Source organism: Mucilaginibacter sp. (genome assembly GCF_036383575.1).
Classification (GTDB): domain Bacteria; phylum Bacteroidota; class Bacteroidia; order Sphingobacteriales; family Sphingobacteriaceae; genus Mucilaginibacter.
The window spans coordinates 1-2,069 of record NZ_DASVOB010000146.1 but is presented as its reverse complement, the minus strand read 5'-3'; the positions used below and the strand labels follow the sequence as shown (position 1 = coordinate 2,069).

Here is a 2,069-nt window from a genome sequence, read left to right as displayed (position 1 = left end):
GTCCATCAGGTAAACGGTAATACTCCGGGTTGCCGCCATAAAATGCCTGCGTACTGAACTTCAGCACCTGGATCAACGATACAGAACGACTAAATTCAGGGTAGGAGGAGATCAGTTTTTCCAGCTTCTCCACTTTGCGGATGGTGGCTAAGTTCATCACTCCGTTTTTGCGTTTGGTATCGATACTAACTTCCAGCGGTAAAACCCCCTTAAAATTCGACTCGAAAAACTTAAGATCGTGCAGCGTATTATTGCTTTGCGGCAGGTCATCAACCACATAACCATTGATATTCATTTTAGCCATGCCGAAACCGGCGATGATGATCAGTACCACTGTGGTGATGTAAATAACCTTGCGTTTGGTATGAACCAGTTTATCCAGCAGGGCCAGGAGGCCGTCCATCAATTTACTGTCTTTAATACCGGTTTGGCTTGCCCTTGGTGCAGGGAGGAAACTGAAAATAATAGGTACCAGGATCAGGCTTAGTGCAAAAGTGCCCAGTATGCCTATTGAAGCCACTAGGCCAAACTGGGTAAGTAATTCGCTGTTGGTAAAGCATAATACGCCAAAACCTATGGCGGTAGTAATATTGGCTATAAAAGTGGTAATACCGGCGCGCTCCACAGCAACCTCCAAAGCTGCCATTTTATTGCCGCTGATGCCGTACTCATGAAAATATTTATTGAGGATGAATACACAGTTAGGAATACCGATCACCACAATAAGTGGCGGAATGATGCCCGTAAGGATAGTCATTTCATAATGCATCAGTTGCAATACCCCCAGGCTAAATATCACGCCCATTATCACGATGATTACCGGGAATATAACCGGGAATACCGAACGGAAAAACAGTAGCAGGATAAGACCGGTAATGATCACCGATAGACTCAGGAACAATGAAAATTCATGGGCTACCAAGTCGCCAACTACGGTACGGATAAGTGGAAGACCTGAGTAGTGTACTTTAATATTGTGTTTGTTCTCAAAGGTCTGCCCAAGCTGATCGATCTTTTTTATGATAGGTACACGGAAAGGCGTGTTGATGATCTTATCGTCAAAAGTGATAGCCATTAAGGTACTTTGGCCATCTTCACTCACAACTAATCCTTTATAAAAAGGCATGGAAGCAAGCTGTTGTTTTACACTGTCGACAGCTGCTTTTGTTTGCAGCGGACCGGTAACCAAAGGTTTCAGTACAAATTTATGCTGTAGGGTATCCTTTTGCAGGTTGTAGATATTGGCGGCCGAGATCACGGCCTTGACCCCTTTTACTTTTTTTAATTCCTCGCCAATCTGGTACCAGTCATTAAAAACATCTTTATTATTGAATATCTCCGGCGACTTGATACCGATAACCATTGATGAAGCATCCTGCCCAAACGTTTTCTTAAATTCAGCGTACCGTATAAAAGCCGAGTCGGTAACAGGGAGCACTTTACCGCCGTTGAAGGTGATTTTTACCTTCGACGCTTCATAGCCCATAAAGGCACTCAGCGCCAAAACGCAAATAAAGATTATCAGCCTGTTTTTAAGAATTGCAGAAGCTATATGTTTCCAGAACATTAGTTGTTGATATAGTAAGAGGAGGCGCAAAACTACGAAAATTGCGCTATCTGCCTATTAATGATAGTGATAATGTGACAAATATATAATTGGTAACGCGTTATGTTGTGGTTAACAGATTTGTATACAGTATTTAGTGTTCAGTTTTTTAGGTGTGAACACTTGTACTTGTTTTTAAAAATTAACAGCCTTGATAATTAAGTAGTTATGTTTTGTGAGATTAGGGTTTTTTTGGGGTGTGAATAAGTTGTTGCTGATAATCAGCTTCTTGTGTTTTTGAAAAATAAAAAGCTGAACACCCGTTTTTAAAAAACTGAACACCTGTGTTATGCCGTTGCTGGTGTTGTCGTCTCGCCGTTATTGGTTAAAAAAGCCATGTCATTGCCTTTAGATTAGCTTCAACAAAATAATAGAGGTTGTTATTATTGTTGAAGCTTTCTTTTTGCTTCTTTTTCTTTGTTAATAACCTTGATTTTTGTGGAAAAAGTTAACAACGGTAAGG

1 protein-coding gene is annotated in these 2,069 nt (G+C 40.9%); it reads right to left on the bottom strand.

Annotation, left to right across the window (positions count from 1 at the left end):
- Nucleotides 1–1,567: efflux RND transporter permease subunit (locus VF500_RS05260; RefSeq protein ID WP_330858668.1), on the bottom strand; the 1,567-nt coding region annotated here is incomplete at its 3' end.
- Between the last annotated feature and the right edge of the window lie 502 nt (nucleotides 1,568–2,069).